Source organism: Marinigracilibium pacificum, from assembly GCF_012926615.1.
Taxonomy (GTDB): domain Bacteria; phylum Bacteroidota; class Bacteroidia; order Cytophagales; family Cyclobacteriaceae; genus Mangrovivirga; species Mangrovivirga pacifica.
Map to the genome: position 1 here is coordinate 278,219 of NZ_JABBNU010000005.1, position 21,467 is coordinate 299,685.

General features: G+C 33.5%; 14 protein-coding genes. 8 read left to right on the plus strand and 6 right to left on the minus strand.

Going from position 1 to position 21,467, the window contains the following annotated elements:
• Positions 1-2: 2 nt before the first annotated feature.
• Positions 3-677: an energy transducer TonB gene (locus HH304_RS09680; protein WP_169680819.1), complete on the plus strand. Its 675-nt coding sequence runs from the start codon at positions 3-5 to the stop codon at positions 675-677.
• A 77-nt stretch (positions 678-754) separates the two neighbouring features.
• On the opposite strand, the gene HH304_RS09685 is transcribed toward HH304_RS09680, so the two are convergent.
• The 3 genes from HH304_RS09685 to HH304_RS09695 are packed head-to-tail and all read right to left on the minus strand — an operon-like array spanning position 755 to position 6,064.
• Complete coding sequence (locus HH304_RS09685) at positions 755-1,636, minus strand: YicC/YloC family endoribonuclease (protein ID WP_169680821.1); 882 nt, start codon at positions 1,634-1,636, stop codon at positions 755-757.
• Positions 1,637-1,681: 45 nt separating this feature from the next.
• Positions 1,682-4,984 (minus strand): PD40 domain-containing protein, encoded by a 3,303-nt coding sequence (locus tag HH304_RS09690; RefSeq protein ID WP_169680823.1) that lies wholly within the window; start codon positions 4,982-4,984, stop codon positions 1,682-1,684.
• A gap of 18 nt (positions 4,985-5,002) precedes the next feature.
• Positions 5,003-6,064, minus strand: coding sequence for an NAD(P)/FAD-dependent oxidoreductase (locus tag HH304_RS09695; RefSeq protein WP_169680825.1), 1,062 nt, complete (start codon positions 6,062-6,064; stop codon positions 5,003-5,005).
• Positions 6,065-6,120: 56 nt separating this feature from the next.
• On the opposite strand from HH304_RS09695, the gene HH304_RS09700 reads away from it, so the two are divergent.
• The 6 genes from HH304_RS09700 (at position 6,121) to HH304_RS09725 (ending at position 14,189) form a co-directional block, all read left to right on the plus strand.
• Positions 6,121-6,759 carry an MBL fold metallo-hydrolase gene (locus tag HH304_RS09700; protein ID WP_169680827.1) on the plus strand — a complete coding sequence of 213 codons (639 nt, stop codon included), beginning with the start codon at positions 6,121-6,123 and terminating at the stop codon, positions 6,757-6,759.
• Between the two features lie 4 nt (positions 6,760-6,763).
• Complete coding sequence (gene pssA, locus HH304_RS09705; RefSeq protein ID WP_333908750.1) at positions 6,764-7,471, plus strand: CDP-diacylglycerol--serine O-phosphatidyltransferase; 708 nt, start codon at positions 6,764-6,766, stop codon at positions 7,469-7,471.
• 9 nt (positions 7,472-7,480) lie between these two features.
• On the plus strand, positions 7,481-10,819 hold the full coding sequence (gene porU, locus HH304_RS09710; protein ID WP_169680829.1) for a type IX secretion system sortase PorU: 3,339 nt from the start codon (positions 7,481-7,483) through the stop codon (positions 10,817-10,819).
• Between the two features lie 31 nt (positions 10,820-10,850).
• Complete coding sequence (porV, locus tag HH304_RS09715) at positions 10,851-12,065, plus strand: type IX secretion system outer membrane channel protein PorV (protein WP_169680831.1); 1,215 nt, start codon at positions 10,851-10,853, stop codon at positions 12,063-12,065.
• Positions 12,066-12,076: 11 nt separating this feature from the next.
• Positions 12,077-13,345, plus strand: coding sequence for a M16 family metallopeptidase (locus tag HH304_RS09720; RefSeq protein WP_169680833.1), 1,269 nt, complete (start codon positions 12,077-12,079; stop codon positions 13,343-13,345).
• A 61-nt stretch (positions 13,346-13,406) separates the two neighbouring features.
• On the plus strand, positions 13,407-14,189 hold the full coding sequence (locus HH304_RS09725) for a TPM domain-containing protein (protein WP_169680836.1): 783 nt from the start codon (positions 13,407-13,409) through the stop codon (positions 14,187-14,189).
• Here HH304_RS09725 and HH304_RS09730 read toward each other — a convergent pair.
• Positions 14,183-15,457: a replication-associated recombination protein A gene (locus HH304_RS09730; protein ID WP_169680838.1), complete on the minus strand. Its 1,275-nt coding sequence runs from the start codon at positions 15,455-15,457 to the stop codon at positions 14,183-14,185. The genes HH304_RS09725 and HH304_RS09730 overlap by 7 nt on opposite strands.
• 81 nt (positions 15,458-15,538) lie before the next feature.
• Between HH304_RS09730 and HH304_RS09735 the strand changes: the two genes are divergently transcribed.
• Complete coding sequence (locus tag HH304_RS09735; protein ID WP_169680840.1) at positions 15,539-16,435, plus strand: DMT family transporter; 897 nt, start codon at positions 15,539-15,541, stop codon at positions 16,433-16,435.
• Here HH304_RS09735 and ltaE read toward each other — a convergent pair.
• Both ltaE and HH304_RS09745 read right to left on the minus strand, forming a co-directional pair.
• A complete protein-coding gene (ltaE, locus tag HH304_RS09740; protein ID WP_169680842.1) occupies positions 16,419-17,438 on the minus strand; it encodes a low-specificity L-threonine aldolase in 1,020 nt (339 codons plus the stop codon). The genes HH304_RS09735 and ltaE overlap by 17 nt on opposite strands.
• Positions 17,435-21,460, minus strand: coding sequence for a tetratricopeptide repeat protein (locus HH304_RS09745; protein WP_169680844.1), 4,026 nt, complete (start codon positions 21,458-21,460; stop codon positions 17,435-17,437). Before HH304_RS09745 ends, ltaE begins: the two co-directional genes overlap by 4 nt.
• Positions 21,461-21,467: the final 7 nt, after the last annotated feature.

Sequence of the window (21,467 nt, forward strand, 5' to 3'; positions counted from 1 at the left end):
TTATGGAACCTAAAAAGTCAGATAAAGCCAACTTGGAAAAAAAGTCTCCAATGTTCTTAAGTATTGGTTTTTTAATAGCCCTGGGAGCAGTATTAGCAGCTTTTGAGTATAAAACCAAACCTGATTTGGATATTGATAACTTTACATCAAATAACACCAACACTGAAGAGCTAATTGATATACCAGTTACATTTAATGATCCTCCTCCACCTCCGAAACCAGTGGTACCTAATGTTATCGAGGTTGAAGAAGACGAAATAATTGATGAACCGGAATATGAATTTACTTTAGAAACTAGTGAAACTGAAATCGTAGATATCGTTACGCATGTAGAAAAGAAAACAGAAGAGAAAGTTGATAATGAAATTCATGATATTGTAGAAGAACAAGCTAACTTCCCTGGTGGTCAAACTGCATGGATGAAATATTTACAAAAAAATATGAAGTACCCATCTCAAGCAAGACGAATGGGAATAGAAGGAAAAGTGTATGTTCAATTTATAATTGACAAATCGGGTGAGTTAACTGACATCAAAGTAGTAAAAGGTATTGGTGGAGGATGTGATGAAGAAGCCTTAAGAGTTATTCAAAATGCTCCTAATTGGAATCCTGGTAAGCAAAGAGGCAGAGCTGTAAAACAAAGAATGACATTGCCTGTATTCTTTCAATTACAATAATTTTTTTACTTATTTTAACTAAAAAAATAGTTGCATAATATTAAAAAAAGGAGCGATAAATACCGCTCCTTTTTTCTTTATAAAATATTTAAAATTTGTTCTTTAATCTGCTCCAATGATTCCTTCATGTTAACGACATATTTTTGAATCATGGCATCATTTGCTTTACTTCCGATAGTATTAATTTCACGCCCAATTTCCTGACCGATAAAATTTAATTTCTTACCACTACTATCATCATAATCCAACACCTCTGTAAAATAATCAAGATGGGCTTTTAGACGCACTTTCTCTTCATTAATATCAAGCTTTTCAATATAATAGATTAGTTCTTGCTCGAACCTGTTCTCATCAACCTTATCCTTGTCAATATATTCTTTGATATTCTTTTCAATGCGTTCTCGAATCATCTCAACACGAGCTGGATCTCTTTCCTTAACCTTTTCAAGATAATTACCGATGTTATCTATTTCATTATGTATCTGGTCAGATAATATCTTTCCTTCCTTTTGTCGAAAGGCGTCTGTTTTATTCAAGGCTTCTTGAATTGTCTGTTCAATTATAGGCCAAAATTGAGCTATTTCTTCTTCATCCAGAAAGTCCTCCATTACATCAGGAGACTGAACTGCAAGCCTGAAAATATCCGCATCAGAAACATGGTTTACTGCATTTTTAAGCTCTGATAATTCATGATAATAATGCTTAAATAACAGCTTATTATACTTTATCCTGGCTAAACTATCATCCTTTACTTGAAAATCGATGGAAATGGTAACTTTCCCTCTTTGAAGTATTTTTGATATAAGAGATTTTACTTCGATTTCTTTCGCAGTAAACTCTTTTGGTAATTTGATTTGTGTATCTAGGTACTTTGAATTGAGTGATTTTACCTCAACCATTACCAGACAATGCTCATCTTCATGTCTGGTCATTCCATACCCCGTCATTGATTTAATCATATACTAATATGAATTATAAAATAAAACCTGTCTTATATATAGAAATTAAAAGTCATAGCCAAGTGTAAAATAGAATTTTGGATCCTGAACATTGTAATTAATTGTAGGCCATGCCACATCAAATTTCATATAATATCCAAGAAAAACAGTCCTTGCTCCAAAACCCCAACTATATAGCCATTTGTTTGAAAAATTTTGAACTTTAGCAACAAATGGACCATTTGGACCCGTTGTAATTATATCTACATTTTGTTCGCTTTCATCATCAAATGGACTAATGGTAGTCCATGCAGTACCAATATCGTAGAATCCTATAAATGAAAAGTTTCGTATAAAATTAGATCCTATAAAACCTCTATATAATACTCTAGCTATCGGTACTCTCAACTCAGCATTTAACAATGCTACTTTTGAACCATTAAAAGTATTGTAATCAAATCCTCGGAGGGTAGTGATATAATCAACAAAATAAATATCATCATTTTGCTGAAAGCTCTTAAAGTTTAGTGGGTGTTCCTGGTTAGGTCTGTCTGCATTGTCAAAAAACAACCAATTGTCCATCCCTCCTAGCAAAAATGTTTGACGCTTATTATTGAAGTACTGACCATAAAATCCACGAACTGCAAAAGTCATTGTTCTAAAGATTTCCTCATAATGCCTTACATCAACAATCAACTTATTAAATGATTTCGATTTATCTCCAAAAGCATTCATACTTGTGAATACTGCTTTTGCTCTTGTTCCGATTATTGCATTTCTACCAACCACTTCAGTATCATCAAATACATAAGCCAGATCAAAACCTCCATAATTCGTTATTTGTCTCGACTGATCCGGATCTGGGAATTGAGTATAAACCGGACTTAAACTATGAAACTGAGTATTTAAATAAAATGGGTTAAACTCTAACCTTGATCTAACACTAAATGGGTATGCAGCTCCTAAAGTAATTTTATTCTTAACGTATTTATGTCTGTCATCATTTATCTGAGATGATTCAGTTTCAGGATCAACAAAGAAAGTCTCTCTTTCAAATTTAATTTTAAAATCGATCAAGTATTTTAGAAATTGATACTCAGTAAATATCCCTCCACTTTTTAGATCTCTAAATGAAAGAAATACTCCTCCGCTCATGATATGATTTTGAAGTATATCTGACATGTTACCTTGTAACTTTAAGCCAAAGCCTAATAAAGGATTAACTCCAATTGTGGTCGTTACGAAATTTGTATGAAATCTAGGTTGATACTCGTATGGTCCCTCAACTTCACTCTTACGTCTGTATTTTCTATAATTAGACAAGAAAGTTGACTTGCTCTGAATATCAGGCTGCTTGTTTTGAGTAGCATCATTATTACTTTTCTCAAAAGCGTAATTTTCTGTATCTAAAAACTCATCATTGTCATTCTGTTCTATATCAAATTGATAATCATCTGTATTAATAATATTTTTATTTTGATCATCAACCATAACATCAGCAATTTCCTCAGGAATGGTATCTGAGTTAATAACTATCGTATCAAGAGGTGTTTGATTTTGTTCAACAACTTGAGGTTGCTCTTGTCGAGCATTTATTCTATTCGCTACTATTGTAGCTAAAATTCGCTGCTGCCTAGGAGTTTGAGGAGTAAATACATTTCTATTCAGATCAAAATTTCTTTCGGAATAGATATATTCTCCTTCCATATCTCCTACTGTATAAACGAGTGTATTTGACTCAAAACTAAAATCAATATCGTCCAGACTATGTGAGAAGTTGGTCAATTGCCTGCCAAGTCCGGTACTTAGATTATAATAAAAGACATTTGTCACTCCCTTTTGGTCACTCAAATACACCATTTCATCTCCTCTAACCACCGGTTTTGTATCATTAGATATTGTTTTAATAGGAGAATAAGAATCAGAAAAAGCACTATCAGTAGGCCAAATGTAAATGTTAAATGTTTTAAGATCCTTTATATCTGATAATGAATCGAGTGGTCTGTTTGAAGAAAAAACTAATGATCTTCTTCCTTCTACAAATCTTGGATTTAAATCATCATATGGATCATTATTGATTCTTCTAACTGTATTTCTTCTGAGATTGAATAAAAACAAATCAGTTTGTCCATTCACACTCGCACTCATTACAATATGATTTCCTGAAGGACTAAAACTAAAGTCATTAATTCTTAAAAAACGATCTGTTGATCGACTAAATCCTTTTTTAGTTTCTACATTGATAACTTCTAAGGTTGATATCCCTCTTTTTGAACTTAAAATCCCAACAGTAACAGAATCCATCCAAGCTAATTTGGGCAGCTCCTCATCTAACCTTTGATTTATGATGTATTGGCCTCCGCGGTTAATTATGGTTTCTTTTTCGGTCTCCAGGTTTCGATAATAGACTTTATGTCGACCATTAATATTTTTTACATATACAAGCCTCTTGCCATCAGGACTAACTGATAAATCCGTAAATACCCCTTCTTTTGTGTTTTTTATTTTACCCATCGGGTTATCAGGAAGATCAACATACGCATTCATTACAGGCTCATTGATTCTTTTATAATAATCTTCCCAACCTTTTAAAAACTGTTTAAAAGGAATTCCCAAGGTATATGCAATACTACTTTGTTCATTTCTATTAATGCGAGTCAGGTTAAGCACATTACTCATGTAAATCCTGCCATATTCCTGAACCATATAATTCCAGACCGATTGACCTAAAATTATGGCTTCATTTTTAGATAACTGATGAAATTCTTTTTGCGAATCACTATTAAAATATGCCCGAACATAATCATCCATTTCCTCATCCCAACCAAAGGCTATGTATCTTGCTGCTCCTACACTAAACCATTCGGGTAAACTTAGTAAAAAGGTATTCTGCACCATGTCACCAAGACTACCACCAAATAACATATCATTAATTAATGTGTTAGCAACATGAAATGATAGCTCTTTTTGAAATTCAGTTTGTGTTCCTTGATAAGCTACTTCAACAAAGTTTTGATTAAAATTTGTTTGACCTCCTTCATTGTATTCATTTTCGGTTATACCAATATTACTTTGTTGTAAATCTGTAATAGAGTTATACAGATATATTTCAGTTTTATAAGGAGGTAGATACCCTAGAATATCACTTATACGATTAAATTCCTCTTCAAGGTAATCAATAGCATTTCTCGCTATTTCATTACCATCATCATAATAGTAAAGATTGAAGTTTTCGGTTTCGTAAAATTTCCAATCGAATGTCTTAAATTGTAAACGATTCTGTCCAAACTCAACTTCAGCCTGTTGGGCTACCAGACCTGAAGATGCTATTAAAGTCAGAACTAAAAAACACAACTGATATTTTTTCATATGAATAAATATAAGCAATTACATTAATAACGAGAAAAAACGATTGATATTTACTTGGTCTTCAACCGGTTTATTTTCTAAAATCAAATTTATCAATTCCTTTGCACACCAAGGGGCCAATGAAACACCCTTTGCTCCTAGTCCATTAAGTATAAAAACGTTATTTAACTCAGGATGTTTACCTACTATCGGTCTGCGATCTTTTGTTGCCGGACGAATACCTGCCTTTTGTTCTTCAACCTTTGGTTTTAACTTCATGAAACTGCTAAAGCCTTCCAAAATACTACTTTTTGCTTCCTCAGTTATTTCCTCATTTTTGTAATGGTTATCATAGGTAGCTCCTAATCGATATTTTCCATTTCCAATTGGCATAAAAAATTTCCCTTTTGTTACTCCAAAGTCAAGTTCAATATCACTTGAGACAGTCAACACTTCTCCCTTATTAGGTCTGAATGGCAGCCACCCAAAAACAGAAGAATCTTTCTCCACAGCCCCTCTACATAAAATGATACTATCATATTCTAATCCGTTCCATAGAATGGTTTGCCCCGCAGCTACATCATCGAAAGAAAACTCACTTTCAATTATTTTGGCTTTTGCATTGAGATATTCTCTAGATTTCATTAAAAACTGAGGAATATCAAGATAACCGCTATTTTTCAACATCAATCCTCCAAAAGGATTAATCAAAAGATCTTCCAATAATGGCTTCCTTTCCACATTTTCAATATAATCTGAATATTCATCATCATCATATTTTGCAAGCCAATCATTCAAATCACTCATTTCAGGAAAGGGACGATAAATATTACGATCATAGAGAAACTTAATACCTAATCCAGTCTCCCATCTTGAATAAAAATTCTTTAGCTCCGGAAATAAAATATCTGCATTCCAGGTTTTAACCATTTTTCTTCCTGTAATAGGATTAATTATCCCTCCTGCAACCCATGAAGAACCCTGATTACCAGCGGAACGCACAATTGTTACATCTTGATTCTTTTCAATTAATTGAAGAGCAAGAATCGTACCTGCAAGTCCTTGACCAATTATTAGTATCCTTTTCTTATCTTTGCCCATTATAGTTTTGGAATGATCGCTTAGGCACAAATTTGCAAAGCACGAAGTATATATCTATGAAAATACACACTTTTACTTTTAATCCGTTTTACGAGAACACTTATGTAATCGCAAATAACGATGGAGAATGTATAATTATCGATCCGGGTTGCTACGAAATAGAAGAAAAAGATATTCTTGAGAAATTCATTAGTGATAATAACTATACTGTTAAAAGATTAATTAATACTCATTGCCATATAGATCATGTTTTAGGAAACAGTTTCGTAAAGAATAAGTATAAAGTTATTCTCGAAGGACACAAAGATGATCAAGAGACATTAAAAGCAGTTGAAGCCTACGCGCCTTCTTATGGGTTTTCCAATTATGAAAGCACAGAAATGGATTCATTTTTAAGTGAACATGATGAAATATCTTTGGGTGATATTACGTTTAAAATTTTATTTGTCCCCGGACATGCACCAGGCCATATCGCTCTCTACAATGAAAAAGAAAAAGTGCTTATAGGCGGAGATGTCTTATTTAATGGAAGCATAGGGAGAACAGACCTCCCGGGTGGAGATTTTGATACTTTAGCAAATTCAATTAAATCAAAATTCTACACTCTGCCTGATGATGTCATTGTATATAGTGGACATGGTGATTCAACTACAATAGGAAAAGAAAAAGTGTCAAACCCATTTGTTAAAGCCTGATATTGTGAATAAAATCATTAAGAATATTCCTAACACAATTACTTCACTAAACTTATTTTGTGGAATTGTTGGTATTTCTTTTGCCTTTTCAAACAGACTGGACATAGCTGCATATATGATTTGGACTGCAGCTATTATGGATTTCTTTGATGGTTTTGCTGCCAGGGCTTTAAAGGTTAGCTCTCCAATAGGAAAAGAACTTGATAGCCTTGCTGATGTTGTTTCGTTTGGGGTGTTACCAGGCTTTATTATGTATCACCTGATTGATGCTGTAATGATTTATTCCTGGGTGCCTTATCTTTCTGCTTTAATTCCTATTATGTCGGCAATAAGGTTAGCTAAATTTAATATTGATGATGCTCAAACCCATTCTTTTATTGGTTTACCAACCCCTGCACATGCTCTTTATATCAGTTCATTACCGTTGATTATCAATAATGCTGATGAAGAATGGGTAAATTGGTTTAGCAACCCTCATTTTCTTATTATCAGTACAGTTTTCTTCTCATTTTTATTGGTGAGCAAACTTGAATTAATTGCATTTAAATTTAAAACATACGATTGGAAAGCAAACGCCTTTAAATATATGCTTGTATTCTTAAGTATCATTATTTTGATTATTTTAGGATATAAGGGAATACCATTTATTTTTATTTCGTATATAATAATGTCTGTTCTTGAAAAAAAGCTTTCTTCCAGGACAGAAACTTGAGATTGAGTGATGAGGTTGAGATTAGTTTTATATTACTTTTTTATTTTCATATTTTTTCCATTTCTGCTTGAAGCACAAAACGAGCTGCCTGTATCCTTATATTCTGGGAATGTCTATAAAGTTTATATTCCTGAAACCGGAATATATAAAATTGACAAGCAATACCTTAACTCAAGTGGGATATCCACAGACGAATTAAAACCTGAGAATATTAAAATAATAGCTCTTCCTGGTGGATCACTACCTCAAAAAATTGATGATGCCAATAACCTCCCACAGGAAATCCCTACAAAAATAATTAATGGAGGACTTACCTTTGAAGACAATACTCAAATATTGTTTTATGCTGAAGGGATCCAAAATCTCACTTACTCTCAAATAACTAATAGAATAAATAATAATAAAAGTGCATATGCAGATAGCGCATTTATTTACATTTCTATAAGCAATATTAGTGCTGTTGAAATAGCACAGAGTACCTCAGAAAGTATCCTGACAAATAAAGGTGAGTGGATCAATGCCAGATCTATTGAAAATGACGAAGCTAAGATTTTATTGTCAGGTAAGAACTGGTATTTTAGTCCTTTATCAAATATTAATGGATCAAAATCAATAGAATTATCAACAATAAACACTAGTTCTGAATTCTCAGATCATTTATTAATTGATGCTATTAGCTCTGTCACAGGTCCATCATCCTTGGATATATCTGCTAATGGATCATTGCTGGAAAATATTTCACCTCCGCAAATCTCAAGCTCCACGTATGCTCCTAAAGGGATATATCTAACAAGAGATTATGATTTAGATAATTTATCAAATGATAATATAAGCATTAGTTTTTCCTTCACCGGCCAGGGGAATTTTTATGTAGATAGAGCTATTTATTATTCCTTAAACTCTGGAAACCATACAAAAGCTAATACAATATCATATGTATCTTCTTCAGGTTATATTGAGGTTAATGAAAACGCACTTATTTGGGATGTTACAAATTGGAATAACGCAATAGAACTTATACCTAATTGTACAAATGGGTGTAAAATTGATGTTAAAAAAGGACAAAAAATTATTGTTTTTGATCCTTCCATTGCACAAAAACCATCATTTATAGCTGAAAAAACAACAATCCCATCACTAAATAGCTCAAGTTTAGATTATATAATTATATCTGACCCTGACCTTATAAATGAATCGCGGAATCTTGCAGATTACCGCTCTCAAACTAACAATTTTAATGTTGGCATTATTACTCCCACAGATATTTACAAAGTTTATGGATTAGGCAGAAAAGATGTTACGGCTATTAGAAATTTCATTCTTCATTCTTATTCTTCAGGAGGGCAACAACTTAAGTATTTACTGCTAGCCGGGAATGCATCTTATGACTTTAGAGGAATTCAGCGCCCAGGAACAGATATAGTACCTGCCTATCAGTCAAATAATTCTTCAGACCCTGTTTACAGTTATGTATCTGATGATTATTATGGATTTCTTGAAGAAGGTGAAGGTGAATGGCTTGAGCAATTTAATGAAGGCCATGATATGGAAATTAGCGTGGGAAGAATTCCAACTGATGATCCGGAAGTTTTTAATACATACATTAATAAAATCAAGCACTATGAGTCAACATCATTATTAGACACCTCTTCATGGCAAAATCAAGTTGTCATGGTGGCTGATGATGGTGATTTTAACGCCCATATTGCAGATATAAATGACCTCAGCTTATTATTACAGCAAGGAGAAAGTTCTTTTGATGTAAAAAAATTAGCTCTTGATGACTACCCACAACAATCCTTACCTAGTGGACAAAGGTCGCCTGAATTTAAGCAAGAACTAATTAATACGATTAACAAAGGAGCTCTGATGGTTAACTATACTGGCCATGGTAGAAAACAAGGGTTAGGACATGAAGACTTTTTTAATGATGAATCAATTGAGGCTCTTACTAACCTTGATAAACTAACCATTTTTGTTACTGCCACATGTGAATATGGAGGATTTGACTACCCTCCTGTTACTCCAGGTGCAGAAAAAATGCTTTTCAACCCCAATGGTGGAGCTATTATAATGCTCACAACCACACGCCCTGTTAGTATTTCGGATAACTATAAAGTAAATGAAGCACTAATTGAATCTTTGAGAAAAAAAGAAATTCGCAATATGACCGTCGGTCAATGGTTTACAACGATCAAAAATAACAACCAAACCAATAGAGGTAGCAGAGGCTTTATATTAATGGGAGATCCGGCAGTCAAACCAGCCATACCTACGAATGAAATAATTATTGATGAAATTAAAAATCTATCAACAAATTCAGATACCCTATCTGCTCTTTCAAAAATAAGAATCTCCGGTAGTATTATCGACTCTCAAACCAACGATGTTGACGATAGCTTTAATGGATTAATAAATATAAATATCTTTGATCAGCCTGTTTCGAGAACTACTCTTGGAGATGAAAGCAGCCCTTATACATATCAGGCAACAAACAATTATCTTTTTAAAGGTAAAGCAATAGCTGAAAATGGACAGTTTAGTTTTGAATTCACCGTCTCAAAAAATATCAATTATCAATTTGGAAAAGGAAAGGCTAGTTTTTACAGTATTTCTGAAATAGGTACCACAGCATCCGGATTTAATACTGACCTAAAGATTTCGGGTAGTAACCCGGCTCCTGCTAATGATAATACTTCACCGGACGTTACTGCATATATTAATAATCCTGAGTTTATCAATGGACAAACAGTAAGCAACAACTCTTTATTTATTGCTGAAGTTTTTGATGAAAACGGTATTAACCTTAGTAATAGATCATTGGATTTTGGGCCTCATATCATTCTTGATGATACAATTTATTTTGATTTGGTTGAATATTTTACTACAATTGCTGACGATGAGAAGTCAGGCCTAATTTCATTACCATTAAAAAATCTGAATTCCGGTGATCATAAATTGAAATTAAGAATAAGAGATAATTTCAATAATCTTTCAACCACGGAACTGGAATTTACAGTAAATAATGATAATGGAGTAACAATTCAAAAAGCCTGGAACTATCCAAACCCGGTTAAAGAAGAAACAACATTTGTAATTGAACATAACAGGGCTGGAGAGACTCTTGATATAACATTAGAAATTTATAGTATTCATGGTGATATAATACTTAGTCACAATGAAACTATTAATAATGCCAGTAATAAAATTGAACTTTCAACTTTACAAATACCATATAACACCGAAAATTTAAGAAATGGAATATACGTTTATCGTATATTGGTACGTTCTACAAAGGACGGAGCCAAAAATGAAATTTATAATCGGATGATTTTACAAAGTTATTAACTATATTTAACCTCGAAAAACTCACTTTTAAATGAAAAAAATCCTATTTCTGGTTCCGATATTATTATTTGGAGTTAACCACACAGTTTTTTCGCAAGGAGCTATAATTGCCGGACAGGATTCTACCCGAAATGTTATTACTACGGCTGTTCCCTTTCTAACTATTGGTCCTGATGCACGCGCTGCAGGGATGGGTGATGCCGGAGGAAGCCTTTCACCAGATATTAATTCTACCTATTGGAATCCTGCCAAGCTAGTATTTGTAGATGGCGATATGGGATTTTCCTTTTCATATTCTCCATGGCTAAGGAAAATCATTAATGACATGGGTCTATACTACCTTAATGGTTACAAAAAACTTGATGATAATAATGCTTTAGGTGCATCATTAAAATACTTTGATTTAGGTGATATACCATTGGCTACGGATGATGGTACAGAATCTGGTACATTCAGTCCTAGAGAATTTTCAATAGATGTAGTTTATAGTCGTAAATTAAACGAAGGAAGAGGAATTGGTGCATCTTTCAGGTTTATCCATTCAAACCTTTCTGGCAATTTTACTAATAGTGCTTTTGATACAAAGCCGGGTACTTCAGTTGCAGTTGATATTGGGTACTACAATGATAAAGAAATCACATTCTTAAGAAAACCAACTAATTGGAGGTTTGCAGCTTCAATCACTAATATAGGATCAAAAATGACCTATACAAATGATAACAATAGAGATTGGTTACCAACAAACCTTAGAGTAGGGACTTCATTTGGAATTGAAATAGATCCTTACAATACCTTCACATTTGCTATTGACTTAAATAAATTAATGGTTCCAACACCACCTATTTATGAAAGGGATGGAAATGGAAATATCGTCTTTGATCCAAATACAGGAGATCCAATTATTAAGGATGGAAAAGATCCAAACAGAGGATTACTTAGTGGTATGTTTGGATCATTTGCTGATGCACCAGGTGGATTTAGTGAAGAAATGAAAGAATTTCAAATTGCCTTTGGTATGGAGTATGCTTATCGAGATGCATTCTTTGCTAGGACTGGTTATTTCTACGAGAATGAAATGAAAGGTAACAGAAGATACTTCACTTTAGGTCTTGGATTAGAGTATCAAAAATTCGGAATTGATTTTTCATATCTAATCCCAACTATTCAAAACCACCCATTGGCTGAAACATTGCGATTTACATTGCAATACAATTTTGACGCAAAAGATTATTCTGAAGAAGACTAAAAATATCTTTCATGCTTGATAGAACTAAAGCTCCGTATATTAACGATTTAGTTCAGCAGGACATTATCAGAGCACAGGAGGCTTTCATATTTGAGAAAACTCCTGTGTTTTTTGTTCATTCTGACAATCAGGAAGCTCTTAAAATAGAGATTATAACTGATTCAGGATCAAAATCTGAAAGTGTCCCGGCTGCAGCTTCAACAACTCTATCCTTATTAAATGAGGGAACGACTTCCCGAAGTGGCAGTGAAATTTCAGAAGGATTTGATAAACTGGGAGCTTTCACTGACTTTAATAATACTAGTGACAGGCAGCATATTTCATGTTATACACTTGAGAGATTTTTTCCCGAGTGTATTGAAATGTTATCTGATGTATGGCTTAACCCTGCATTTCCAGAGCATGAAATTGAAAGATACCAAAGTCAAAAAGCTGAACAAATAGCACAGCAAAGAAAAAAGAATCAATACAAAGCTGCTGAAATATTTAAGAATTCATTGTTTGGACTGGATCACCCATATGGCAGAACAGTTGGTCCGGAAGAATTAAAAGCAGTAACAAGACAAGATTTAATAGATTTTCACCCAACAATGTATAGAAACCCCATCATACTATTGAGCGGGAAAATTACAGACAGGGTGTTATCTTCTTTACAAGATCATTTAAAGAAAATACCGGTTCAAAAACATACCAATACACCACTACCAAAAGGAAATCAAACTACTGGTCAAATTGTTATAGATAGGCCAGAAAGCCTTCAATCATCTATCAGGATGGGTCTTCCGGTAATTGATCGTGGTCATGAAGATTACTACAAACTGGTCGTAACCAACGAAATTTTTGGAGGATACTTCGGTAGTAGATTAATGAAAAATATCCGCGAAGATAAAGGGTATACATATGGTATTCATTCTCGCTTGATGCATTTGGAAGAAGCTGGGTACTTAATCATTGGAACAGATGTAGTAAAAGATAAAACTTCTGATACTCTTATTGAAATAAAAAAAGAATTAGAAATATTGTCTACTGAAAATGTTCCAGATTCAGAGTTCAGAACCGTTATAAATTACTTGAAAGGCAATTTCATTTCTTCTGTTAATACACCATATGCTCTCACTGATAAATTTAAAAGCATATATTTTTTTGGGCTTGATTACAGCTTTTATGATGAATATTTTACTAACCTTGATAAAATCACACCTGAAGATATCAAATCCACTGTTAATAAATATCTGCTAAATGATCAATGGACAGAGGTGATTGTTGGAGGGCTAAAATAAAGACTGCAAAATTTATATTCTTTTCGCAAAGAATATTATATTAATACCGGAGGAAAAAGTTATGGCAGGAAAATTGGGTCTTTATCTATTGTTTATTTTATTTTCTTTTTCAACTAGTGCACAAATCAAAGGCTATGTTTTTGATAATGCGGAGCTATTAAAAAAGAAAGATTTTTCTTCTTTAGAATTTTTTATGAGAGGAATTAATGAAGATAATGGGCCTGAATACGTATTTTATTCTATAAACAATTTACTAGGTGAAGATATAAATGAGGTCAGCAGAAGATTATACTCAAATTTAATCGGCAGAAATCCATATATAGATAATGGAGTTTTGTATGTCTATTCTAAGGAAGATAATCAATTTGCTTTAACTACCGGTGAAGTTTTAAAATGGCATTACGATAAAGCATTTGAAGATAGTATAATAAATATTTCAAAATCATACTTTTCAAATGAAGATTACTTCAATGGCCTATCAAAAACATTTACTGCACTTTATGATAAATTCAATAACCAAATAAACTGGAACACCTCATATAATTCTTTTACAGAGTTGGGTAATGATCTGGGTAGCAGTGAAGGTAAGTTAGTAGAATTTATAGGTATTCCTTTAACTAAAAACTTCACAGTCAGACATGATCCAAAAGTATATTCGAGTGATGAATATTATATCAGAATCAAAGGAGATAATGGTAAAGTAATTCGGTTATTTTACACTCTCGATATGCTCGATGACATTGAAAGTGTAATTAACTCTTCACAAGTAAGGATAATTGCACGTGTAGGCAGTTTAAAACCTTTTAAGTTTTTGTATGTCGGGAAAAAACCTTTGGATCAGTAACCATATTTTTCTCTCCATAATGCTCTCATACGTTTTCTCATTTCATTTTCTCTGGCATTATCTCCAGGTTCATAAAACTTTGTTTTGATAATTTCTTCCGGAAAATACTCTTCAAAAACAAAGTTATTCTGATAATCGTGGGGATATTTATATGCTTTACCATACCCCAGATCTTTCATTAACTTTGTCGGAGCATTTCTTAAATTGAGAGGAATAGGTAGGTCTCCTGTCTCTTTAACAAACTTCCGAGCTTCTTTAATTGCTTTATATGAAGCGTTAGATTTTGGAGAGCAAGCAAGGTAAACAACACATTGTGATAAAATGATTTCCGCTTCGGGATACCCTATTAAGTTTACAGCCTGAAAGGTATTTACCGACATAACCATTGCCGTAGGATTAGCATTACCTATGTCTTCTGAAGCAAATATCACTAGTCTTCTGGCTATAAACTTCACATCTTCTCCTCCTTCAATCATCCTAGCCAGATAATATAAAGAGGCATTTGGATCACTCCCTCTCATAGATTTAATAAATGCAGAAATAAGGTCATAATGCTGCTCACCAGATTTATCATAAATGGCCATTTTTTGCTGGGCTACCTTCATGACTAATTCATCGGTTATTATTACCTTTTCTTCACCAGAAGCATTATTAACAGCTAACTCAAATAAATTTAATAACCTCCTTGCATCACCTCCACTGTATTTAAGCAAAGCACCATTTTCCTTAATTTCAATCTCTTTATTTTTTAGCTTGTCATCTTTGGATTTTGCTTTATCAAGTAGAGACAATAAATCCTCAATAGACAAATGTTTTAAAGTATATACCTGGCATCTGGACAATAAAGCTGCATTCACCTCAAAACTTGGGTTTTCAGTTGTTGCACCAATTAGTATTATTGTACCCTTCTCCACAGCTGCTAACAAGGCATCTTGCTGAGATTTATTAAACCGGTGAATCTCATCTATAAACAATATTGTTCCTTGTTGCCTTTTAGCTTTTTCGATTACTTCTCTAACATCTTTAACTCCGGAACTAATGGCGCTAAGCGTATAAAAAGGAAGATTTAATTCGTTACTGATAACTTCCGCTATTGTTGTTTTCCCTACACCCGGTGGTCCCCACAAAATCATACTTGGGATAGCATTACGGCTAATAAACCTTGATAAAACTCCATCTTCTCCTACCAAATGATCCTGCCCTACAATATCATTTACTTTTACAGGACGCATTCTCTCTGCAAGTGGTTTTTCTGCTTCGAACAACATATTATTTAGCATTTTCTTAAAAAGGTCTTACGCAATGTAATACATTTGCTACAAGTTTAACGAGCCGGGAAAATCAAATTAATGAACAAATCAGTTATACCGCATATTCAATTATTCATCGTGGCATTAATTTATGGAGCAAACTATTCAATTGCTAAATCCATCATGCCAGACTGGCTAACTCCCAATGCATTCATATTCATTCGAATAGCTTCTGGCACATTTGCTTTCTGGGTTATCGCCTATCTAATGAGAATTAATGAAAGTGTTGCTAAATCTGATTTTCCAAGATTGATATTCTGCGGATTGACTGGCACAGCCATAAACCAGTTGTTTTTCTTTAAAGGATTAGTTTATACCAGCTCAGTCAATGCATCTGTAATTATGACATTAAGCCCTATTCTTGTTCTTATAATAAGTGCTATTGTATTAAGAACTAAAATTACAGCCATTAAAATTACTGGTATTATTATCGGAGCTATTGGAGCAGCTTTATTGATGGGGCAAAAAAACTTTGATATAAGTAATGAGAGCTTTTTAGGAGATTTATTCATTCTAATAAATGCATCTTCTTATGCTTTTTACCTTGTTATGGTAAAACCACTTATGGTAAAATATAATGCAATGACTGTAGTTAAATGGGTATTTACTTTTGGATTGATATTCATCACTCCTTTTGGGTTGATCGATACACTTCAAACCAATTTTAGTATTATGCCACCAACAGTTTTACTTAGAGTTGGATATGTAGTGATATGCACTACTATTTTAGCTTATATGCTTAATTTATTAGCCATGAAAAAAGTTAATCCGTCAGTAGTTGGTGCTTATATCTATTTACAGCCAGTCTGTGCAATGATAATATCTGTACTGATACTTAACAATTCATTATCAATAGAGAAAATTCTTTATAGTATTTTGATCTTTGTTGGAGTTTATATGGTTTCACAACCAAAACTTTCTAGAAAAGCTGCTTAAAAACCTTGATAGAATATTCAAGCTGGTCATCAGTAAAATCCAGATGAGTCACAAGCCTGATTGCACCAGGTCCAAACGGAACTGCTAATATCCCTTTTTGTTCCATTGCTTTCAATACATTTTCTGTAGTAAAAGAAGGTGTTACTTTAAATATTACAATATTTGTTTCTACTGGTAGAATTTCGCTAATATATGAAACCGAATTTAATTCGCTACCAAACTGTTTTGCCCTACTATGATCTTCACTCAGACGGTCAATATTGTTCTTAAGAGCATAAAGTCCAGCTGCAGCAATAATTCCAGCCTGTCGCATACCTCCACCCATTACTTTCCTTACTCTGGTTGCTTTCTTAATTGTATTTTTATCACTAACAAGAAGTGAACCAACAGGAGCACCAAGGCCTTTACTTAGGCAAATTGAAATAGTATCAAAATATTTAGCATGATCTGTGATTTCTTCATTAGTTGACACGATAGCATTAAAAAAACGAGCCCCATCCAGATGAAGTTTAAGATTTCTCTCTTTAGCCAGATCTGCAATTGGAGCTATATCCTTCACTTTATAACATGCCCCTCCCCCTTTATTAACAGTATTTTCAAGACCAATTACTCTACTTACCGGGTAATGAATATCATCATGATGGATACAAGGCTCTATTAATTCAGGTGTAAGAATCCCTCTTTCTCCATCAGCAAGCCTAACAGATACCAGAGAATTTGATGCAAGACCTCCTCCTTCATAGTTATAAATATGACTTCGTTGATCACATATAACCTCATCTTGAGGCTGAGTAAGACACCTGATTGCAATTTGATTAGTCATTGTACCTGAAGGACAAAACAAAGCTGCTTCTTTCCCTAAAAGATTTGCTGCATATTCCTCCAATTCATTTACAGTTGGATCTTCGTTAAACACATCATCTCCTACAGGCGCTGAGAGCATGACTTCCCTCATCTCTGCTGAAGGCTTTGTTACAGTATCACTTCTTAAATCGACTATCATTGCTGGCAGTATTGTTTTATATAAAATGCAGATTCCCTATCTCCTAACCCACTGCCCTTCGTCCATGCCTCACAAGCACCCTTCGTATCTTTCATTTGATAGAGGGAAGAACCTTTTCCTCTATAATATTCACCATTTTCTGAATCTAATTCAATAGCTCTTTCATAATCTTTTAATGCTGTAGAATACGACTCTAAAGAAAAATAAGCATTTGCACGATCAAACACTACTTTTGCATCATCGGGCTTAATTTCAAGAAATTTGGAATAATCACTTACCGCAGCTTCAAAATTCCCTAGTTGCTCCATTAAATACCCTCTATTATATCTTGCATTCTCATTTTGAGGATCATTTGACAAAATAACGTTCAAATCTTCTACGGCTGGCTGATTATTACCTAAATACATATTTGCCAATGCTCTACCATTATAGGCCGGTACATAGTCTTTATCAATATTTATTGCCTGTGTAAACCTGGTTAATGCATCTCTTAAACTTTCAATTTCAATAAAAAGGTCGCCTAATGCGGTAAGTTGCTCAGCTCCACTTGCACCATTACTTATTGCTTTTTCATAGTAGGAAATTGCAGCTCCAAATCTTTCCTGAGATGTATATGCCTTAGCAATAATCTCATAATATTCCCCGGATAGCTTACCTCCATTCAGTTTTTCAGCAAAGAGAAGGTCATCGATACCATCTTCATAATTCTCCATTGAAATATGTAAAACACCTCTATTTTCAAATGCCCTTGAATACTGACCATCAAGCTCAATTGCTTTATCATAAGCATCAAGAGCTGCTCCAGGCTTATTATCATTTTCTCTTGCCTTACCTAAATTATTAAACAATAACGGATCCTTGCTGCCTCTTTCAACCGCAGCTTCATAGGCTAATACTGCTTTATCATAATACTTTGCCCTGAAATAACTATTCCCAAGAGTGTAAGGAACATCAATATCATTGGAAAGATCAGCCAATGCTTTCTCCAAGTATAGATTTGCAGACTCGAATTCACCTCCATGATAATATGATGAACCAATCATTTTGTTCAATTCAGTTTCTGTATATCCGGATTTCTCTGCTTCCAGTAATACCTGTAGTGCCTTTTCATATTCACCCGATGCAAATAAACAACCTCCTTTGGCTCCTTTAAGATCCGGGGATGTAAAGCCTTTATTCTCAGCAACAGTTATATCTGATCCAATTTCGTCACAAGCGTTGTTTTTATATAATGCAATCGCACGGAAACCATAAAGCTGACCTGTGTTGTGCCCTCCGTTTATTGCTTTTGTTAAAGGTTCGATTGATTTTTGATATTCATTTTTCAAAAATAAGACTCTTCCTATAATGGAGTATGTTTCAGAATTAGCATTTCCTGATTCCTGAATCTTGTAGGCATCTGATAATGCTTCATCATATTTCTTAAGTTCAAAATTAACGAGTGCACGTCCATTGAGTGCGGCAATATTTTGATTATCGATATTTAATGCCTTATCAAAACTTGTTAAGGCTTCATTAAATGATCCATTTTGCAGGTAAGCTTTACCTAATAAAGCATTTAATTCAGCTGAATTCATTCCGAAATTCTGAGCTTTGTTAAACATATCAATAGCGCTATCATTTTCTCCTTCTGTGATATGGATCTTTCCTAATTCGAAATACACTTCAGAAATATCTGTACTTAAAGACACCGCTTTCAAAAATTGATCTTTTGCTTCTGAGGTTTTATTTATTTTAATAAGTGACAATCCAAAGTGAGATATTAATTTTTTATCATTAGAAGATGAAATTCCACCCTGACCATATGCTTTTACAGCGCCTGAAAAATTACTTAACTGATAATACGTTTCAGCAAGCCTTATAAAAGTCATTTCATCATTAACACCTAAACTAATTGCTTTTTCAAGATTTACTGAAACACCCTTCAAGTCTTTATTTTGTTCACTTACATTAGCAAGAAACATATAAAATTCTGGCTTTTCTATTCCTTCAGAAATAGCAGAACGAACAACATTTTCAGTATTTTCATCTTTATACTCTATCATTAAAGAAGCCAATACTTCCAGTGCCTTTTTATCATTTTTCACTCCTGATCCAACAGACTTGAGATCAGATAAGGCTTGTTGTTTATTACCCGTTTCGAAATATGAAAGTCCACGATAGACAAGTGCTTTAGATTTATGCTCAGGTATTTCGACTAATTTTGAAGCCGTTCTAATAACTTCTTTATAGTTCTTTTCTTGAAAATTAAGCTTGACCAAAATCGGATAAAGTTCATCACCTGTATATCCCGATTTTTCAGCTTTATCAAGAGTTTGCAATGCTGAAGAAATATCTTCCCTACCTGCATAAAGAGTTCCCAGATAAAAATAACCCTTGCCTTTAAGCAATGGAGAATCCTTCAACGTCGATAGATATTCAAATGCCTTGTCTTTATTACCAAGCTCATAAGCATTAATTCCTGCAATGTGCTTCATTTGCGAGTCTTCACTTCCATCACTAATTGCAGTTTCAGCCCATTGAAAAGCAAGGCTTTTATTATTTAATGAATTTTCAATAGTAGCAATCTTTTCGGCATAAGCAGAATTAGCTTTCAATTCATAAGCTTTTTTATAGTCAGCTGCAGCTGCTACTTTATCTCCGGATTCAAATTCCAATTCAGCTTTTTTCACAAAAAATTCAACATTTGAATATCCTGCCCCAGCTGCTTTATTCCACATAGCAACAGCTTTACTATTCATACCAAGATTTATAAAAGACTGACCGGCATTAAATGCCTCTTGGGCCGAAAGTGGCTTTTTCTCTTGTAGTAAATCATAATATTTGACAGCCTTTTCCCAGTCAGAATTAGAAAAAGCTCCATTAGCGAGATACTCTAAAACAGTTTCATTATTATTCCCCTTATTCAAGGTTCTTTCTAATAATTCAATTCCTTTTGAATAATCCTTGGAATCAATATAATACTTTCCTGCAAGAGTGATTAATATAAGATTATCAGACCCTTTTGAAACAGCATTAATAGCAGCTGATTCCTTTCCTTCTTTATTTAATTCGATCAATGCCAAAGAAAACTTTTCATGATCTTCAAGAGTACCAAGCGAATTAATTACCCTTTTGAAATCACTAATAGCATCAGCCTTTCTATTAATATTATAATTTGATCTTGCTCTCATCAATATTAATGAATCAGCTGGGCTGGAAATTTTATTAATATCATTAACTACATCAGAATATCTTTCCAATTCAAAATTTAATAATGCTCTTGTTGTAAGTGCATTTTGATTATCCGGATATTTATCTAACAGTCTATTAAGAAATAATTTTGCTTTGTTTTTATCATCTGATTGGATAGAAAGTTCAATTGCAATTTCAAAAGCTTTCTTATCATCATTAACGATAGCCAGATACTTATCAAAGCTTGTTACAGCAAGCTTTTTGTCTCCATAATAATAATCCTGATATGCCTTGAAAAGATAATTTTGACCAATTGAACCTTTATTTTTTAGAACAGAAGAATCAAAACAAGATGAAGAAAACCAAACAGCTTTTTGATCTTGATTAATAATCACCCCTGTAAATGAAGAACCAACAAATGTAAATGAAACTTCAGGTAGCTCACTGGTATTAACCATTGCAATAGAGCCAAATGAAGATTTCACTACTTGTTCAAGAGAAATATCTTTTGATTTTAAAGAGGTTTGTCCTTCTTTCCAATAGGCTACATGAGTAGGAGATTTTGAAGACTCACCAACAACCGGTTCAAAAGATGCCGTCAAGGTATTATTAATTGAATATCCGGTTAGACCTACCAGATGAAAATTTACTGAAGGTTGAATTTCATGGATGGAACTATCCTGAGTAATTATTGAAGCTCCGGATTTACCTGACAAAGATAAAAAGGTACCATTATTGGATAGAAAGATTCCTGAAATTCCAGATTTTTCAGAGTAGCCAATATTCTTTTCTTGAGAAAATGTCGAAGAAAAAGTAATGATCAATAATGCTATAAAAAAACACCTCATGCTATAA